Origin of the sequence: Corynebacterium incognita (assembly GCF_014217255.1) — a bacterium.
Taxonomy (GTDB): domain Bacteria; phylum Actinomycetota; class Actinomycetes; order Mycobacteriales; family Mycobacteriaceae; genus Corynebacterium; species Corynebacterium incognitum.
The window spans coordinates 873922-891401 of sequence record NZ_CP059404.1; the positions used below are offsets into that span (position 1 = coordinate 873922).

General features: G+C 65.0%; 18 protein-coding genes. 4 read left to right on the forward strand and 14 right to left on the reverse strand.

Annotated features, from left to right (window positions below):
• The first annotated feature begins 132 nt into the window (after window positions 1-132).
• Both H0194_RS04035 and H0194_RS04040 read left to right on the forward strand, forming a co-directional pair.
• A complete protein-coding gene (locus H0194_RS04035) occupies window positions 133-2232 on the forward strand; it encodes a PhoX family protein (protein ID WP_185176878.1) in 2100 nt (699 codons plus the stop codon).
• A 223-nt stretch (window positions 2233-2455) separates the two neighbouring features.
• Window positions 2456-3853 carry a GntP family permease gene (locus H0194_RS04040; protein ID WP_185176536.1) on the forward strand — a complete coding sequence of 466 codons (1398 nt, stop codon included), beginning with the start codon at window positions 2456-2458 and terminating at the stop codon, window positions 3851-3853.
• Here the strand turns inward: H0194_RS04040 and H0194_RS04045 are convergent.
• The 13 genes from H0194_RS04045 to dacB form a co-directional block, all read right to left on the reverse strand.
• Window positions 3839-4390, reverse strand: a complete 552-nt coding sequence (locus H0194_RS04045; protein ID WP_185176537.1) for a gluconokinase — start codon at window positions 4388-4390, stop codon at window positions 3839-3841. The genes H0194_RS04040 and H0194_RS04045 overlap by 15 nt on opposite strands.
• A 65-nt stretch (window positions 4391-4455) precedes the next feature.
• Window positions 4456-5310 carry a pantoate--beta-alanine ligase gene (locus tag H0194_RS04050; protein ID WP_185176538.1) on the reverse strand — a complete coding sequence of 285 codons (855 nt, stop codon included), beginning with the start codon at window positions 5308-5310 and terminating at the stop codon, window positions 4456-4458.
• Window positions 5307-6059 carry a Rossmann-fold NAD(P)-binding domain-containing protein gene (locus H0194_RS04055; RefSeq protein WP_185176539.1) on the reverse strand — a complete coding sequence of 251 codons (753 nt, stop codon included), beginning with the start codon at window positions 6057-6059 and terminating at the stop codon, window positions 5307-5309. Before H0194_RS04055 ends, H0194_RS04050 begins: the two co-directional genes overlap by 4 nt.
• Entirely contained in the window at window positions 6060-7121 is a 1062-nt protein-coding gene (locus H0194_RS04060) for a DUF6779 domain-containing protein (protein WP_246389062.1), read from the reverse strand.
• Window positions 7122-7131: 10 nt separating this feature from the next.
• Window positions 7132-7602: a DUF3180 domain-containing protein gene (locus tag H0194_RS04065; protein WP_185176540.1), complete on the reverse strand. Its 471-nt coding sequence runs from the start codon at window positions 7600-7602 to the stop codon at window positions 7132-7134.
• The gene (folK, locus tag H0194_RS04070; protein ID WP_185176541.1) at window positions 7599-8129 is read right to left on the reverse strand and encodes a 2-amino-4-hydroxy-6-hydroxymethyldihydropteridine diphosphokinase; all 531 of its coding nucleotides are present in this window, start codon (window positions 8127-8129) and stop codon (window positions 7599-7601) included. The genes H0194_RS04065 and folK overlap by 4 nt, the downstream gene beginning before the upstream one ends.
• A complete protein-coding gene (gene folB, locus H0194_RS04075; protein ID WP_185176542.1) occupies window positions 8126-8503 on the reverse strand; it encodes a dihydroneopterin aldolase in 378 nt (125 codons plus the stop codon). The genes folK and folB overlap by 4 nt, the downstream gene beginning before the upstream one ends.
• Before the next feature lie 2 nt (window positions 8504-8505).
• On the reverse strand, window positions 8506-9396 hold the full coding sequence (gene folP / locus H0194_RS04080; protein WP_185176543.1) for a dihydropteroate synthase: 891 nt from the start codon (window positions 9394-9396) through the stop codon (window positions 8506-8508).
• Between the two features lie 12 nt (window positions 9397-9408).
• Complete coding sequence (gene folE / locus H0194_RS04085; protein ID WP_185176544.1) at window positions 9409-10005, reverse strand: GTP cyclohydrolase I FolE; 597 nt, start codon at window positions 10003-10005, stop codon at window positions 9409-9411.
• Window positions 10002-12386, reverse strand: coding sequence for an ATP-dependent zinc metalloprotease FtsH (gene ftsH / locus H0194_RS04090; RefSeq protein WP_185176545.1), 2385 nt, complete (start codon window positions 12384-12386; stop codon window positions 10002-10004). Before ftsH ends, folE begins: the two co-directional genes overlap by 4 nt.
• Window positions 12387-12398: 12 nt before the next feature.
• Entirely contained in the window at window positions 12399-12989 is a 591-nt protein-coding gene (gene hpt / locus H0194_RS04095) for a hypoxanthine phosphoribosyltransferase (protein ID WP_185176880.1), read from the reverse strand.
• A gap of 58 nt (window positions 12990-13047) precedes the next feature.
• The gene (tilS, locus tag H0194_RS04100) at window positions 13048-13968 is read right to left on the reverse strand and encodes a tRNA lysidine(34) synthetase TilS (protein WP_185176546.1); all 921 of its coding nucleotides are present in this window, start codon (window positions 13966-13968) and stop codon (window positions 13048-13050) included.
• Between the two features lie 14 nt (window positions 13969-13982).
• Window positions 13983-15287 (reverse strand): D-alanyl-D-alanine carboxypeptidase/D-alanyl-D-alanine endopeptidase, encoded by a 1305-nt coding sequence (gene dacB, locus H0194_RS04105; RefSeq protein ID WP_185176547.1) that lies wholly within the window; start codon window positions 15285-15287, stop codon window positions 13983-13985.
• A 98-nt stretch (window positions 15288-15385) separates the two neighbouring features.
• On the opposite strand from dacB, the gene H0194_RS04110 reads away from it, so the two are divergent.
• Window positions 15386-15862 carry an inorganic diphosphatase gene (locus tag H0194_RS04110; RefSeq protein ID WP_185176548.1) on the forward strand — a complete coding sequence of 159 codons (477 nt, stop codon included), beginning with the start codon at window positions 15386-15388 and terminating at the stop codon, window positions 15860-15862.
• 150 nt (window positions 15863-16012) lie between these two features.
• Here the strand turns inward: H0194_RS04110 and H0194_RS04115 are convergent, their stop codons facing one another.
• The gene (locus tag H0194_RS04115; RefSeq protein ID WP_185176549.1) at window positions 16013-16984 is read right to left on the reverse strand and encodes a hypothetical protein; all 972 of its coding nucleotides are present in this window, start codon (window positions 16982-16984) and stop codon (window positions 16013-16015) included.
• A gap of 143 nt (window positions 16985-17127) precedes the next feature.
• On the opposite strand from H0194_RS04115, the gene H0194_RS04120 reads away from it, so the two are divergent.
• Entirely contained in the window at window positions 17128-17430 is a 303-nt protein-coding gene (locus tag H0194_RS04120; protein WP_185176550.1) for a rhodanese-like domain-containing protein, read from the forward strand.
• Window positions 17431-17480: the final 50 nt, after the last annotated feature.

The following is a 17480-nucleotide window of genomic DNA, read 5'->3' on the forward strand; positions in this document are numbered from 1 at the left end:
GTTTTGTTGTGACAAATTTAGGCGAGTTTACGCAACGTTCAACAACTTGTCACCTGGATCTAGCCGGGCGGCCACGTGGTGATTTTATGCTTGCGTAGTCCAACGAAATTTCTATCCATTTGGAGCATGACCATGGCACTCAAGGGCCGTAACCTTCTCTCTAACCTGTTTGCTTCCTCCCGTTCCAAGCTGACCTGCACCTACAAGTGCGGTAACGGCTGCTTCGGTGACTGCGAGAACACCTCCGGCAACACCTACTTCGGTGACCTGATGTCCCGCCGCGCCGCTCTGCGCGCTGGCGGCCTGACCGTCGTCACCGTCGGCGGCGGCGCTGCACTGGCAGCCTGCTCCTCCGAGGGGTCCGACAACGCTGCTGGCTCCTCCTCTTCCGCCGGTTCTTCCCAGAAGACCTCCGAGGTCAAGACCGAGCACGTGTCCAACGAGGGCATGCAGTTCAAGCCGGTTGAGCCGAACACCAAGGACGAGGTCGTCATCCCTGAGGGCTACGAGCAGGCAGTGCTCATCGCCTGGGGCGACCCGGTCATCGAGGGTGCACCGGAATTCGACCCGGAGAACCAGAAGCCGGAGGACGCTGAGAAGCAGTTCGGCTTCAACAACGACTTCGCTGGTCTGCTGGAGCACCCGGACGATGAGAACCGCATGGTCTACGTCTGCTCCCACGAGTACACCACCGAGCCGCAGATGTTCCCGGACTACGACGCCGAGAACCCGACCGAGGACCAGGTCAAGATCGGCTGGGCTGGCCACGGCCTCACCGTCCTCGAGGTGTCCAAGGTGGAGGGCTCCGGCGAGCTCAAGCGCGAGTTCGGCCCGCTGAACCGCCGCCTCACCGCGACCTCTGACTTCAAGCTCGTCGGCCCGGCTGCCGGTACCGACTTGGTGAAGACCGAGAAGGACAAGAAGGGCGAGCTCGTCAAGGGCACCCTGAACAACTGCTCCGGCGGCGTGACCCCGTGGGGCACCATCCTCTCCGGCGAGGAGAACTTCGACCAGTACTTCGGCAACGCCAAGGTGGACGACAAGAAGGCTCAGAAGTCCCTCGAGCGCTTCGGCTTCAAGGACGAGCCTTCCGCACGTAAGTGGGAGAAGTTCGACGACCGCTTCGACGTGTCCAAGACCCCGAACGAGCCGAACCGCTTCGGCTGGCTGGTAGAGCTGGATCCGTTCGACCCGGAGTCCACCCCGGTCAAGCACACCGCTAACGGCCGCTTCAAGCACGAGGCTGGCAACGTCCACGTCCTCGATGACAACACCGTGGTCTGCTACTCCGGCGATGACTCCCGCTTCGAGTACCTGTACAAGTTCGTCTCCTCCAAGAAGTACAAGGAAGGCGACAAGAAGCACAACATGACCATCCTGGACAACGGCACCCTCTACGTCGCTACCTTCGAGGGCAACTCCAAGGATGACGAGATCGACGGCTCCGGCGCTCTGCCGGAGGACGGCGCATTCGACGGCAAGGGTAAGTGGGTTAAGCTGCTGACCTCCAACACCGACGAGAACAAGTTCGAGTCCCACGTGGACGGCATGTCCGCCGAAGAGGTCGCAGTGTTCACCCGTGAGGCTGCCGACAAGGTTAAGGCCACCATGCTGGACCGCCCGGAGGACGTTGAGGTCTCCCCGACCAACAACAAGGTCTACATCGCGCTGACCAACAACAAGTACCGCGGCGCTGCCGAGGGCGAGAACGGCCGCCTGGAGGACGTCAAGGAATACGCTCCAATCAAGGAGAACAAGAACGGCCTGGTCATGGAGATGGACGACGACCACGCTGGCGAGGAGTTCACCTGGAACCTCATGCTGGTCTGTGGTGACCCGAAGGAAGCGTCCACCTACTTCGGCGGCTTCGACAAGGAGAAGGTCTCCCCGATTTCCTGCCCGGACAACCTCGCGTTCGACAACCACGGCCTGCTGTGGGTCTCCACCGACGGCAACGCCCTGGACTCCAACGACGGCCTGTACGCCGTGACCACCGAGGGCGACAACCGCGGCGAGCTCAAGTGCTTCCTCACCGTTCCGGCTGGCGCTGAGACCTGTGGTCCTATCGTTGACGACGACCGCGTGATGGTCAACGTTCAGCACCCAGGCGAGACCGACGAGGCCACCTACGAGAACCAGACCTCCCACTGGCCTGAGGGCGGCGACTCCATCCCGCGCCCAGCCTGCGTTGTGGTCTGGAAGAAGGACGGCAAGATCGGCATCGAGGGCTAAGTAGTAACTACCCCCGAACCGGGCCCGCAGCGTCGCGGGCCCGGTTTCATTTTTCACCCCTTCCCCCTCCATCAAGCGCACCAATCACTATATGAACAGCAATTTCACTCAGTAGACTGACAAACTGTTCCGCCGCGTGTGAAACATCACCCACCTACAATTCTTCTTCCGGAGTAGCGACTATGGCAGTCTAAGAATAATAACTTTCTTAGAAAGGAGTCCCATGGATACTTGGGAACCAACTCTGTCCGCCGGACCTCTCCTCGCTATCGCGGCCTTGTCCATCGCTCTCATCCTCGCGATGGTCATCTTCTTTAAGGTTCATGCATTCGTCACCTTAACCACCGTGTCGGCGCTTACTGCTCTCATGGCAGGAATACCACTCGACAGCATTGTCCCTACAATGACAGAAGGTTTCGGTAAAACGCTCGGATCGGTGGCACTATTGGTCGGTCTTGGAGCGATGATCGGTCGGCTTGTCGAAACCTCCGGCGGTGCCAAGTCCCTTGCAGAGCTACTCGTTTCAACCTTCGGCGAGCAAAAGGCCCCTCTCGCACTCGGTGTGGCTTCACTAATCATGGGTTTCCCCATTTTCTTTGATGCGGGTCTCATCGTGATGCTGCCAGTTATTTTTGCCGTTGCACGACGCCTCAAGGGGTCGGTGCTCACGTACGGCATCCCAGCTGCCGGCGCCTTTTCCGTCACCCACGTGTTCCTGCCACCACACCCCGGCCCAGTGGCAGCAGCCGAGTTCTTCCATGCGGATATTGGCCTCATCCTCCTTTTCGGCCTGCTGGTAGCCCTCCCTACCTGGTACCTTTCGGGTTACCGCCTCGGACTATTCCTCGGCAAGAAATTCCCTGACCGAATGGTCGACTCACTAACGGGCCCCATAGTCGATGATGGACAGCTGCCCACTTCTCCCGCGTCTCCACTAAAGGTTATCGGCATCCTGCTCATCCCTATGCTTCTCATCTTCGGTAACACCGGACTTTCCACTTTGCAGACAACTGGTGCGGCCGATGGAGACGCCACGTGGGTCCAGTTCCTGGTATTTCTCGGACAAACCCCCATTGCACTTCTCATCACCACAGCTGCTGCGATGCTACTCCTCGGCCTTCACCGTGGGATAGATAAAACCGCAATTGAAAAGACCATGGAATCGGCACTAGGACCAATTTGCTCAGTCGTTCTCATCACTGGTGCAGGTGGCATGTTTGGCGGGGTTCTCCGCGCCTCGGGCATTGGGGATGCGCTGGCAGACTCGATGGCTGGCTTAGGCATCCCCGTCATTATCGCCGCCTACATCATCGCCGTTGCACTGCGCCTCGCGCAGGGTTCTGCAACGGTCGCGTTGACCACTGCTGCGGCACTCATGGTTCCGGCAGTCGAAGCTGGCGGCTTCACAGCTGTTCAATTGGCACTCATCGTCTTGGCCACAGCCGCGGGCTCGGTATTTGGCAGCCACGTCAACGACTCCGGTTTTTGGCTGGTCGGACGGCTGATGAACCTCGACGTCGCCACCACCCTGCGAACGTGGACGGTAAATCAGGCGCTCATCTCGGTTATTGGTTTCACCTTTGTTGGCGCGCTCTACGGTGCGAGCCTAATGTTCCGATAGCTGATCGCCAGTACGAATCCACCTTGCTGCCTTACCTACAATGGTCTCCAACGGCTCCGAGATATCGAATAACTTTCCTGACTCATCGGGGCCCAACGATTCCAAGGTCTCTACTTGGGAGTGCAGCAAAGACGCTGGCATAAAGTGCCCCGGCCGGTGGTTCATCCTCTCGAACAAAACAGAAAACTCACCATCAAGGTGCAAAAAGGCTACTTCCGGAACATACTCCCTGATGAGGTCTCTGTACGAACGTTTCAAGGCACTGCACCCCACCATCGCCCCGTTATCGGCAGCCGCCAACCAGGCCCCGATTTCGCGCAACCATGGCCACCGATCCTCATCAGTTAGTGGAACACCGCGCGCCATCTTGGCGATATTTTCCTGCGGATGAAGATCATCGCCATCTCGATAAGCCAGTCCGACCACTGGCGACAGCATCTCCCCCACAGTTGACTTACCAGATCCCGACACTCCCATGATAACGATGTGCCGGTAAGCAAAGTCGTTGCATTGAGGCGAAGGAAGCAAGGCGTTCATCACCTCATTTTAGCACCGCAAAGCGTGCCTGCAGGACCAGCCTGTTATGAATATGACCACTATAGCTACACCCCTTCACCCATACCTCTCGCTGAGTTCCGACCGTCCTCGCCGATATTCTTAAACCCGATGCCCAATGGCAGGCCGACGTTGTCGAGCAGGCGCACGCCGCCGATGGTGGCGGCGACGAACAGCCGGGCGTCGCCTTGTTCGGGGGCGGGGCCGCCGTCGAGAGCGCGCAGCTGAACGTACTCCGGGGTAATACCCGCGGCCTGCAGCACGGCGTCCACAACCTCGCGGACTGCCCTCTCCCCGCCCTCGGCGGCGTGCGCCCCTGCCGTCAGCGCCGCGGACAGGGCGCTGGCCTGTTCTCGGGCATCGGCAGGCACCTGCGTGTTGCGCAAACTCATGGGCACGCCGTCGGCCATCCGCACAGTAGGCACGCCCTGCACGCGCACGCCGAGGTGGAAGTCCTTCACGGCGCGCTGCAGCCCCAGCAGCACCTCAAAGTCCTTCTCCCCCACCACGACGTCCGAGGGCTTGACCACGCCAAGCAACGCCAGGTGCCACGCCACCTCACGACCGATGACAGCCGGCTCCTCCAGGCCGTGATCTACAGGCAACACCGTGGTGCGCAGGCCACGCGGCCACAGGGTGTCCTCGGAATAGGCAAACACCGCGTCCACCCCGGAGCGCGCGAAGACCGCGTAGTCGTCCTCGTCCGCGCCGGAATAGGCAACGATGACGACGGCACCGCGGATGCGCTTCGCGGCGGCGATAAGGCTCAGATGCCCCGCGTGCACCCCGGCGCGCAGCGGCACGAGCGCTACTGGCTTGCCCTTCTTCTTGAAGGCGCTTGCCACCATGCCGATGTGGCGGGCGTCCTCCACCCGAGTCGCCTGGCCAAGTTCGAAGCTCATCGCGTTTCCTCCTGTAGTGCCCACATTTCAAGTTCTTCTGCTCCCGGCTCCCCGGTCTCCGCCGTGACCTCGGCGTAGCGACGGGTGACGTCCAGGTAGGCCCGGCGCATGCCCGGGTCCTCCAGCACGGCGTGGCCGGCGATGATATCGCTGGCGCTGGGCTCCACCAGGCCGGTGTCGAGGGCGGGTGCATCCTCTAGCAAACCTAGTTCGGCCATCGCGGCGTGCGCGTGGGCGGCGACGCGGGCGCTCATCCAGGCGTAGTTGACGTACGCGGCCAGCACCGGCCGCTCGGCGTCGGTGCGGACCGTCACCATGCCACCCAGCTCACCGACGACCAGGCCCGCGATGGTCTCCCCAAGCTCGTCCAGCGCCGTCACCACCCAACGCTCGGGCACTGGCTCCTCGGAAACGGACATCCCCGGCACTAACCCGGTATTCATGCCGGTGACCGGGGCACCCGCGATGACGACGGCGCCGCGCGTCTCGACGTCGTCAAGCGCCTGCGCACCTTTACCCAGCACGGTGTGCCAGACGATCTGGCTGCGCCGAATATGGGGCGCAAGCTGCTCCACGACGCGCGGGAGCTGGGGCGTGCTGACAGCGAGGATCACAAGTTCCACGCCGGCGGCATCGGCAAGGCTGCGCAGTGGCACGACGGTGTGTCCGGTAGCGGAAAGCCCGTCGGCCATCAGATGCCCGACGGGCTCGTTGCCCACCACCCCGACACGCATGCGGGGTGCTGTCATTTACTTGTCCTTCTTCATGGAAGCCAGCAGGTCCGCCACGGTCAAAGCGCCCTCGCGGTGGGCGTCGCTGCGGCGGCGGCCGCGGCGGGTCTCCTCAGTGGTGTCCGCCTCGGTGACCGGCGTGCCGTCCACTTGGGTCTCCAGGGTGGCGTTGGTGTCATCCTTCGCTGCGTCTCGCGTGGTGGCGTCGTGCTTCTTCACCGCGTCATCGCCGCCGGCGTCCCAGCGCACCGCCTGGAAGCTGCCGGTGTCAAAAGTGGAGGCCGGGGAAGCAGGCTGGGCCTTTTTCTCGGCCTTCTTCTCTGCCTTCTTCTCGGACTTCTTGTCCTTGGTCTTGGACTTCTCCTCCGCCGTGCTGGTCTCCGCACCAGATTCCTTAGCGGTTGTCTTATCGGCTTCCTTATCGCGGATGAGATCGGCCAGCGGATTGGCGTCGTCGTTGCGCGGCTGGGTGCCCAGGCGGCCGGCGATGGCGTCCGGGGACGGCGCACCGGAGGACTGCTGGGAGAAGCTGGTCTGCTCCTCCAGCTCCATGATGCGGCGGGCCTCTGCGCGCAAGGACGCCGGGACGTAGGTGTACTCGCGGCCGGCGAGCTCATCGAGTTGCTCCCGCAGTGCCTCAAGCTCCTTCTTGATGTCCTGCAGCAACTCCATGTCCGCGTCGCCGTCACCGGAACCCAACGCGACGCGAGAGGTGGCCCGCTCTGCCTTGCGCTCGGCCTCCAGCCGCTTGACCTCGGAGGCGTGCAGCTCCTCGCGTAGGCGCAGCTCCTCGCTCTTTTCCTCTGCCTTGCGGCGGTAGTGCGTCACCAGGAAGAAACCGAGCACCGCGGCCCACAGCGCGGCCAAAAGTGCGATCTTCTGTGCCCCGGCGCTTCCGGTGACCAGCATGATGATGCTGGCGAGGACCGCGAGGACCACCAGCGCGATGAGCCCAATCTGGCCTTTGTCCATACCCGCGGGTGCGTCGGCGGTGCCCGTCGTGTCGGCGGTCTGCGCAGCGTCGACCTTCTTGTCAGCGTCGCTTGAGTTATCAGCGGTGTTGTTCATCGCGGCATCCATATCCCCTACCTTAAACCACGCTGGCGGAAGAGCCGGGAGGTACTTCGCAGTTTCGCTCCAACACCACGCCGGCGACGGCCATGGCCAGCCCGCCAAGCACGCAGGCGATCACACCGGCGGTGTCATTGCCGGCCGCGACGAGGGTGCTGGCCTTAGGGATCACGAACGTCGCCATGCCCGCGTAGCCGCCGCCAACGATGGCGCCCGTCCACGCCGACGCCTTGCCCACCAGCGCGAAGCGCGCGATAGTCATGGGGTTGAGCTGCGAGCGATCCAGGCCGATGCCATGCGCATCCTCATCCTTGGCACTGCGCACCTTCCATGTGCACCCGGCGCAGACCGCGGCCATGAGCCACAAGGTGGCCGACACGCTCACGGGGATCGCCACCAGGGAGCCGTAGAACCCCCAGGTCACAATCGCCATGGCGGCCGCGCAAAACAGCGCGGTGAACACCAGGGCGACTATCGACGTCCGCTTCATTCCGCGTCTCCTTCCAAGGCACCGACCTCACGGATGCTGTCCACCTCAGAATGCTTGAGGCCGGCGAGAAGGTCAATGACCAACTGATCCCCCAGGCGCGCTTCCGGATCGATGCGCGACCACGGCAAGAGCACGAACGCGCGCTCGTGGGCGAACGGGTGCGGAAGGGTGAGCACGGGGTCGTCGGAAAGCACCTCCACGCCGCCGCGGTGGACCTGAATGAGGTCGACATCGAGGGTGCGCGGGCCCCACTTGCGCACGCGGACGCGATCGGCGGCCTGTTCTAGGCGCTGGGCGCGGGCGAGCAGCTCGTAAGGATCCTCGGCCACGTCCACGATGAGCACGGCGTTATAGAACTCGGCCTGGTCTTCCACGCCCCACGGCGGGGTGGCATACACCGGGGAGACGGCTACAAGCTCGGCGGCGAACTCGTCCACGACGGTGCGCAGCAGGGCCAGGCGATCGTCCATGTTCGAGCCGATGGATAACACCGCGCGCGTGCTGGCGGTGGCTGGCCTGCTAGTCATGAGCGCACCGCCTTCCGGGAGCGCCGTGCCACCACCGCGACGTCCGCGAAGGTGCGCGGGATGGGTGCTTGTGGTTTGTGCACGGTGACCTCGACGGCGAACAGTTCGGGGAACTGGGCCATGGCGGACTCGGCGATCTCGGTGGCGACGGTCTCGATGAGGTCCCGGGCGGGGCCCTCGACAACCGCGGCGGCAACCTCGGCGAGCTCGGCGTAGTTTACGGTCTTGGTGAGGTCGTCCTCCGCGGCGGCCGCGGAATAGTCCAGCCAGCACGTCAGATCCACAATGAAGGGCTGCCCCTCGCGCTTTTCCTCGGCGAAGACGCCGTGGTAGCCGTATAGCTCGAGGCCGGTGAGGTGGATGCGATCAGCCATGGTTAGTTAGCCTCTTCTTTTGCTTGTGCGCTGTCATGAGCACTCATGTAGTCCGCGCCCAACGCGGTGGCGGCCGCAACGTCGACGGCGTCGCGGGACACGGCGACGTCGTGCACGCGCACGCCCCACGCGCCCTGCTGCGCGGACAAAGCGGTCACCGCGGCGGTGGCCGGATCAGCGAACTGCGGGCCAGCTTCCAAGCCGCGGTCCGCCCGGATGCCCGCGAGGAAGCGCTTACGGGAAGCACCGACGAGCACGGGGAATTCACCCGCGATGAACTCCGGCAGCGCCTTGAGCAGCGCCCAGTTGTCCTGCGGGGTTTTGGCGAAGCCGAGGCCGGGGTCGAGCACGATGTTGTCTGTGACGACGCCGGCGGCCAACGCGTTGTCTACCAGGCGGCCGAGGGTCTCATGCACGTCGCGGACGACGTCGCCGCCGTGGTCGGCCGCGCCGGCGGCATCGCCGAAGCGGACGGTGCGCCAATGCATGAGGCACACGGGCAGCTCGGCTTCCGCCATGACGCGATACATGTCCGGATCGGCCAGGCCGCCGGAGACGTCGTTGATGAGATCCACGCCGGCTTCCGCGGCGGCGCGGGCGGTGGCGGCACGCATCGTGTCCACGGAGGTACGGATGCCTTCCTCATGCAAAGCCGCGATGACGGGCGCGACGCGCTGCGCCTCGACGTCGGCAGGCACACGGGTGGCGCCGGGGCGGGTGGACTCCCCGCCCACGTCGATCATGTCGGCGCCGAGCCGCACGAGCTCGCGCGCGTGCTCGATGGCGGCGTCGGTGGCTAACCACTTCCCGCCGTCGGAGAAGGAATCCTCAGTGACGTTCACGATGCCCATCACCAGGGTGCGGCCGGGAGTGGAAAGCTCAGAAACTCGCATGCCTCGATACTACTAGCCGCGGATGAGGCTCAAGACCTCCGCGCGGGAGGCGGCGCTGTTTTTAAACCCGCCGCGCACGGCAGACGTCGTGGTGGTGGCGCCCGGCTTGCGGATGCCGCGCATGGCCATGCACAGGTGCTCGCACTCAATGACCACGATGACGGACTGCGCGCCAAGAACCTCCACGAGCGCGTCCGCGATCTGGGTAGTGAGACGCTCTTGGACCTGGGGGCGCTTGGCGTACATACCAGCCAGGCGCGCGAGCTTGGACAGGCCGGTGACGTGCCCGTCCTTGCCGGGGATGTAGCCGATGTGCGCGGTGCCGTAGAACGGCACGAGGTGATGCTCGCACGTGGAATAAATCGGGATGTCGCGCACGAGGACGAGCTCCTGGTGCTCCTCCGCGAAGGTCTTATGCAGCACCTCGCGCGGGTCCACGTGTAGCCCGGCGAAGACCTCGGCATACGCCTTGGCCACGCGGGCCGGGGTATCCTTGAGACCCTCGCGGTCCGGGTCTTCGCCGACGGCCAGCAGCAGCTCGCGGACCGCGGCCTCGGCGCGCTCCTGGTCAAACTCCCGGCGGGCTACCGCGCCCTTGCTATCGGTCATTCGTTGTCTCCGTAGTTCTTCCAGCCCGGGTGCTGGCCGCCGTCGTCGCCCTGCTCGGGCTGCTGTGGCTGCGCAGGCTGCTCGGGGGCCTTGTCCGGCTTGGGCGCGTAGGGGTTATTCAGCTCCTGCTTGCCATTCCAGTTGTCCGGGGCAGGCTGCTGCGGAGCGGGCTGCGCGTGGCGGCCGCCGGACTCGCGCACGCGCGGGATCTGCGCGGTGTCGTCCTCGCTCGGACGCGGCGCGTCCCAGGGGCTGACGTTGTCCCCGGCATGCTTTTCCAGGCTGAACCCGTGCTCCTCGCGCTGGCTCGGCTGGCTTGGTTGGCCGGGCTGCTTCGACTCCTTCGAGTCGGTGTCGAGCTTGTCCTGCTCCAGCGCCTTCTCCGCCAAGCGACGCTCGCGGGCCTCCTTCGAGGCGTCGAGAAGCGTGCGACGCTTCGGCGGCTCCTCGCCACGCTCAATGGCAAGCTCGGTCGGGGTCTTGATAGGCTCCCGGCCGGCCTGCTTGGGGAAGCGCACGTTTTCGTTCGGGAACACATCGTCCGGCTCCGCCGGGTCGATGCCCTCGAAGATGACCTCCAGATCCGGGCGGCGCAGGGTCTCCTTCTCCAGGAGCTGCTCAGCCAGGGTGTCCAGGTAATCACGGTGGGACTCCAGGATCTTGTAGGCCTGCTCGTGCGCGCGGTCCAACAGGTACGCCATCTGCTCGTCGATGGTGGCGGCCACCTTGTCCGAATACTCGATGCTGCCACCACCGCCGCCGTAGCCTGCGAACGGATCGCCCTGCTCCTTGCCGTACTTCACCGTGCCCAGCTCCGGAGAGAAGCCGTACTCGGTCAGCATGGCGCGCGCGATCTTGGTGGCCTGCTCAATATCGGAGGACGCGCCCGTGGTCGGCGAACCGAACACCAGCTCCTCCGCTGCGCGGCCGCCCATGGCGAAGACCAGCTGGGCGTACATCTCATCGCGGGTGTACATGCCCTTATCGTCTTCCTGCGCCGTCATGGCGTGGCCGCCGGTGCGGCCGCGGGCCAGGATCGTCACCTTGTACACGCGCTCAATGTGCTTCTGTGCCCAGGCGGCCAAGGTGTGGCCGCCCTCGTGGTACGCGGTAATCTTCTTCTCCAGCTCGGAGATCAACTTGGAGGAGCGGCGCGGGCCGCCGATGACGCGGTCCGTGGCCTCTTCCAACGCATCCGCGGTAATCACGGTGCCGCCGATACGGGCGGTGAGCAGTGCGGCCTCGTTGAGCACGTTGGCCAAATCCGCGCCGGACATGCCGGCGGTGCGCTTGGCCAGCATAGACAGGTCCGCGTCGGGGCCCAACGGCTTGCCCTTGGCATGCACCTTGAGGATCTGCTCGCGGCCCTTGAGATCCGGGTTGGTCACCGGGATCTGGCGGTCGAAGCGGCCCGGGCGCAACAACGCCGGGTCCAGGATGTCCGGGCGGTTGGTGGCCGCCATCAAGATGACGCCCTCGCGGTCACCAAAGCCGTCCATCTCCACGAGGAGCTGGTTCAGCGTCTGCTCGCGCTCGTCGTGGCCGCCGCCCATGCCGGAGCCGCGCTGGCGGCCCACGGCGTCAATCTCGTCCACGAAGATGATGCACGGCGAGTTTTCCTTCGCCTGCTTAAACAGGTCGCGCACGCGGGAGGCGCCCACACCCACGAACATCTCCACGAAGTCCGAACCGGAGATACTGAAGAACGGCACACCGGCCTCGCCAGCCACGGCGCGGGCCAGCAGCGTCTTACCGGTACCCGGAGGGCCGTACAGCAGCACGCCGCGCGGAATCTTCGCGCCCAGCTCGTGGTAGCGAGTGGGGTCTTCCAAGAAGTCCTTGATTTCCTGCAGCTCGTCCACGGCCTCGTCCGCACCAGCCACGTCCGCGAACGTGTTGGTGGGCATGTCCTTGGTCAGCTCCTTGGCCTTGTTGCCGCCGAAGCCGAACATCCCGCCAGTCTGCATGCGCGACATCAGCCAGAACAGCAAGCCGAACATGATGAGCATGGGCAGCATGAAGCTCAGCATGGAGCCTAAGAAGGAATCCTGGCTCACGTGCGTGGTGTACTTCTCCGGCTTCGACTTCTTCACCGCGTCGAAGATCTCCGGGGAGGTCCGGGCCGGGTACTGCGCGATGACCTCTTCGATGCCGTCGCGCTCTTCCACCGTGATGGGTTCCTTGAGCTTCAGGCGCACCTGCTGCTCGCGGTCGTCGATCTGGGCTTCCTTGATGTTCTTCTTAGACAGCTGCTCCATGGCCACCGAGGTGTCCACGCGCATCATCCCGCGGGTGTCATCAAGCAGGAAGGTGATGGCAAACAGCGTCACCAAAACAACGGCCGCCGCGCCACCCCATTGAAGGATTTTCTTGTTGTTCATTAGGAGGTAACTCTAGTTGTTGCCGTAGACATTAGGGTGCAGGGTACCCACGTACGGCAAATCGCGGTAGCGCTCCGCGTAGTCCAGACCGTAGCCGATAACGAATTCGTTGGGGATGTCAAAGCCCACGTCCAGCAGATCAATATCAGCGGTGACAACCTCCGGCTTCCGCAGCAAGGTCACCACCTCCAGCGAACGCGGGTGGCGGTTCTTCAGGTTGCGCAGCAGCCAGGACAGGGTCAGGCCGGAGTCGATGATGTCCTCGACGATGAGCACGTCGCGCCCCTCCACATCGCGGTCCAGGTCCTTCAAAATGCGCACGACGCCGGACGACGTCGTGGCGTTGCCGTAGGAGGACACCGCCATGAACTCCAGCTGCGCCGGGATGGACAGCTTGCGTGCGAAATCAGTAAGGAAGAAGACCGCGCCCTTGAGCACGCAGACCAACACGAGGTCCTCGTCCGCATCCTTATACTTCTCCGACACCATGTCCGCCAGCTCTTGGATGCGGTTTTGCAAGGTCACCTCATCAATGAGGACCGCCTCGACGTCACCGTCGTCGTAGCAGTGTGCGGGGACGTCTGTGTTCTTCTTGTCGTACATCTCGGTCATGGTCGCGGCCAAGCCTTTCTTCGGTGTTTGTGCTGCTTCTAGCTGCCCGCTAGCTCACATTCTGTACAGACAGTGTGCCACCAACGCGGACAACTTCCAACCTTCTGCCGATTGTAACGGCACCTTGTCCCCGCCAGTGCGTACAGAGGGCCTCGATCTCTCTCAGCGCTTCTTTAGTCACCGGGGCGTCGTGTGCGTGCAGGAGCGCTCGGATGGCCCGGCGCCGCCGCGGGGCCGGCAGCGCAGCCAGCTCCGCGCAGTTCGCGGTCAGTGTCTCCGGCTCGAGCTCAGCGTTGTCCTCCGCGACCGCGTCGGCCGCCTGCGCCAGCGGCGCCACGGCATCGCCGCCGATGATTTCCCCGAGCCGCGGAATAATATCCTTACGCAGCGCCACCCTCCGAAAATCTTCCCGGTCGTTGTGCGGGTCCTGCCAGGGCTCCACCCCGAGCTCCGCGCAGGCGCCTGCGGTGTCCTCGCGGCGCACCTGCAACAGCGGCCGCACCACGGACCCCGAACGCGGCAGCATCGCCGTGGCGTGCCCGCGCAACAACCCCAGCAGCAACGTCTCCGCCTGGTCCTCCGCGGTGTGCGCCACCCACGTTTCGTCGCCGTGTTCTGCCAGCGCGGCGTAGCGCACCCGGCGCGCGGCGGCCTCCAGGGACTCCCCCGGGTGCTTATCGACGTCCACATCCACCACCGTCGCCTGTAACCCCCAGGCCCGGGCGTGGGTGGCGGCGCGCTCCGCGACGACGCGGGAACCGGGCTGGAGCTGGTGGTTGACACACACGACGGTGAGGAAGCTCGAGTCCTTTCCGCGCAGCTCCGCGGCCAGCGCGGCCACGAGCGCCAGCGAATCCGCGCCGCCGGACAGCCCCACCGCGACCGCGCCGCGACGCTCGCGCAGGGCGACGGCCACGGGGCGTCGACAAGCAAGAAAGTGCGGGGAGACGCGCGGCCAGAATGGTTCCACGAGGTTGCTCCGGCCTAGAACTCGCGCAGGGCACTGGCCAGATCGTCGAGGCCGGCCCGGGCGGCGAGGACGTCGGAATCGTTGCTGACCATGCCGAAGGAATACACGCGGCCCGACTTTCCGACCGCGGTGCCCGTGAGCGCGGACGTGCCGGTCAGGGTGCCGGTCTTAGCGCGGACATACCCCAGCCCGGCGCGATCGTCGTAGCGTTCCGCGAGCGTGCCCTCCCCGCCGGCCACGGGCAGGTAGCCCAGCAGGGGGCGCAGCTCGGGCTGCTCGACGGCGGCCGCGACGACGGCGTCCAGCGTGGCGGCGGGGATGCGGTTGTTCTTGGACAGGCCGCAGTTGTCGGTCAGCCGCACGCCGTCGGTGGGGATACCGTGCTCCTCGAGCACCGCGAGCGTGGCGGCGGTGGCACCCTCGAAGCTCGCGTCCTCGCCACGGGTGGTGGCCAGCTCGCGGGCGATGGCCTCGGCGGCGATGTTGTCGGAGTGCTTCACCATGTCCTGGGTCCGCTCGTCCAGGCGCGCGGAACGGGTACTGGCCAGGACCTTCGCGTCCGCAGACGCGGGGGCGAAGCCGGAGGACTCCGCGCCCAGACGCTGGGCGAGGCGCTGCGCGACGTCCAGGGCCGGGGTGTGACTACGCGGCATGTCGCCGGTCAGCTCGCCGGAGCGGCCCGGCTCGCCGAGGCGGGCGCCGAAGCGCATGACCGGCTGCATCGGGGCGATAAAGCCGCCGTCGATGTCCGCGCGCTCCCAGCCGGGGTTGAAGTCCTTGCCGCCCCACGCGCTGGTGTCCACGAAGACGCCGTCGACCTGCTGGCCTTCCAGCTCCTTGGCCAGGTCCTCGATTTGCTTATCGGTCAGCCAGACGTCACCGGCGGCCTTGATGACCACGTTGCCCTCGACCTTCCCAGCGACCACCTCGGTAGTGATGCGGTGGTCCTCCCCCAGCTCTAGCGTGGCGGCGGCGGTGGTGAGCACCTTCGTGGCGCTGGCGGGCAGCAGGGCGCGGTCGGCGGCGTGGTCCCAGACTACGTCGCCGGTGGTCGTGTCGGTGACCCGCGCGCTGAACTCGCCAAGGTCGGCGTCGGCGAGCACGCCATCCAGGCGCGCGGCGATGGCGGCGGCGTCCGCCTCACCCTCGGGCGCCTGCAGCGGGGCAAGCGGGGCGGTGGGCTCGGCTACGGTCAGCGGCTCGCCATGGCTTAAGTCCTTGTACTCGTTGTGTACAGCCACGCCGACACCGGCCGTCGCCGCCACCGCGCCCGCGGTCAGCAACGCGGCCACGGACCACCACACATGCTTCGCTTTCATCGCCTCATACCCTAGTCGGTTGCCACCGGGCGGGGTGCAAGCCCCCGCCCGCTAAGATGGGAGGCGGTAAAAATTTCGCGCACCCAACTGGAGGCAACATGAGCATCGAAGTGACCATCGAGATCCCAAAGGGCTCCCGTAACAAGTACGAGGTGGACCACGAGACCGGCAAGGTCTTCCTGGACCGCTACCTGTTCACCCCGATGGCCTACCCGGCTGACTACGGCTTCATCGACCACACCCTCGGCGAGGACGGCGACCCGCTGGACGCGCTGGTCATCCTGCCGGAGCCGGTCTTCCCGGGCGTCATCGTCAACGCGCGCCCGCTCGGCGTGTTCAAGATGACCGACGAGGCCGGCGGCGACGACAAGCTGCTCTGCATCGTCGACGACGTTCGCTGGGAGCGCTACCAGGACATCGCGGACGTGGAGCAGCACGTCAAGGACGAGATCGAGCACTTCTTCACCCGCTACAAGGACCTCGAGCCAAACAAGGAAGTCACCGGCTCTGGCTGGGGCGACAAGGCTGAGGCGCAGCGCATCCTCGACGAGGCCATCGCGCGCTACAAGGCCTAACCCGGGCGCTTCCCGCGGCCCGCTGTCGGCTGCGGGCCGTTCCGCGGCCTGATCCTCGGCCGTTGTACTTAAGGTCGGGATCCAAAGGTCGGATACACCCCTTCGAGAAGCTCTTCCCGACTTTTGGATCCCGGCCTTTGGCTTTTCACACTAAAGGTCGCGTAGCTCTCGACGCACCCACTCAGCAAGCTGGCTTGACCGCGGCCCTCCCACCGTCAGGTCCTCCGCCCGCACGCGCAGCACCCGATAGCCCGCGCCGCGGATCGCGTACTCACGCCCATGTTCCTCGCGCACCACCGCGTTGACATCCTCTCCATACGACTGCCCGTCGTATTTCACGCGACCGTCTACCTCAACCACGAGCCGACCGTTGACCAGAAAGTCCACGCGAAATCGGCGCTCCACGTCCCCCTTCCGCACAACCAGCAACGTCTGTGGCACCAACGATTGCAGCTCACCCTCCGCCAGCATCGCCTCCAGGATGACGCGCGCTTTCGTCTCCAGCGGCGAGTCCGCGCAATCCACCGACCGCATAATCACCTTGCGGAGACGTCCTTTCCCCCTGAACCGCGGCATCGCTTCCACCTGGGCCAACAGTGAGTCGCGGGAGCAGGAAGGCCAGCGGCGTCGCATAGCATCACAGACCACTAGCGCCTCCAGCTCATCGCCGTACGCCACGATGTCACGCATCGCGCGGAGCGGGTGAACAACTCGAGCTCCCTCAACGATGCGGATTTCAGGACTATCTACCGCGAGCTTGGCTGCACGGAACACCGCCCCGGGTGGGGTTTTGGTAGCTCCGGACACCTTGGTTCCAGGCATGAGCAGTTCAACTGTTGGGTCCTGAGTCAAGACGGGCAGGCGCCAAATCCGCGCGGCGGCAACACCTGTGACCACCGCTTTTCGCGCAGACCGCCCGCGCGCCACAGCGTGCGCCCGGGCCTTCTCCCACGGCGGGAGATTCTCATACAGTTCGCGGGGCACGGCCCACCAACCTGCCAGCTTGAGGTAGTCGCGCTCCCACACATGCAGAGCATCGTGGCCCAAGCGGTTGAGGTGGACAAGTCCGTATTCATTGTCAGCGGTCATAGTCGTGTTCATGCCCTTATCGTGCACAGTCACGCGAAAGGCACCCAGGCGCAGTGAACCGGGCTGTGGAGAACCCGCTCCACCGCGGAAGGTTTATCCACAGATTCGGCGGCGAGGCGCCGGACCCCTTGCCAACTGCGCACGACGCTGCTAGCCGCATGCGTACACTGGCGGCCATGAAAGAAGTCAACGTTTCTGAAGTTCCATCCGACGCTCAACTGATTGACGTGCGCGAGCCCGAGGAGTGGGCCGCGGACCACGCCGCGGGCGCCGTGCACATCCCGCTGGGCGAGGTCCCGGAGCGCGCGGGCGAGATTGCCCCGGACCGCGACATTTACATCATCTGCAAGTCCGGCGGGCGCAGCGCGCGTGCCGCGCAGTACCTGGAGCAGGCGCGCGGCTGGGAGGCCATCAACGTCGCGGGCGGTACCGACGCGTGGCGCGAAGCGGGCCTGCCGATGGAGACGCCCGAAAACTAGCGCCACCCCACAAGCCGAGCGACAAACCTCTGGTTGACCCGCCGCTAGGG